1 rRNA gene is annotated in these 339 nt (G+C 56.0%); it reads left to right on the forward strand.

Annotated features, from left to right (window positions below):
* Positions 1 to 339: ribosomal RNA gene (locus HALO32_RS17820) — 23S ribosomal RNA — on the forward strand; the annotation flags it as partial.

A 339-nucleotide genomic window follows, 5' to 3' on the forward strand; every position in this document is an offset into this window, starting at 1 on the left:
GAAGCAGCCATCCTTTAAAGAAAGCGTAATAGCTCACTAGTCGAGTCGGCCTGCGCGGAAGATGTAACGGGGCTCAAACCAGGTACCGAAGCTACGGGTGTGCCTGCATCACTTAAGGCTATTCGATTAACGTCGCGAAGCGACGTTCAAGCGCTCCCCGAACGTTGAGTCGGGTGGCGGATCACGATGAGTAGGTTTAAGGATGCAGGCACGCGGTAGAGGAGCGTCGTGTACGCCGATGAAGGTGGATCGAGAGGTCTGCTGGAGGTATCACGAGTGCGAATGCTGACATGAGTAACGACAAGGGGCGTGAAAAACGCCCCCGCCGGAAGACCAAGG

It is taken from the genome of Halomonas lysinitropha (assembly GCF_902500215.1).
GTDB lineage: Bacteria > Pseudomonadota > Gammaproteobacteria > Pseudomonadales > Halomonadaceae > Halomonas > Halomonas lysinitropha.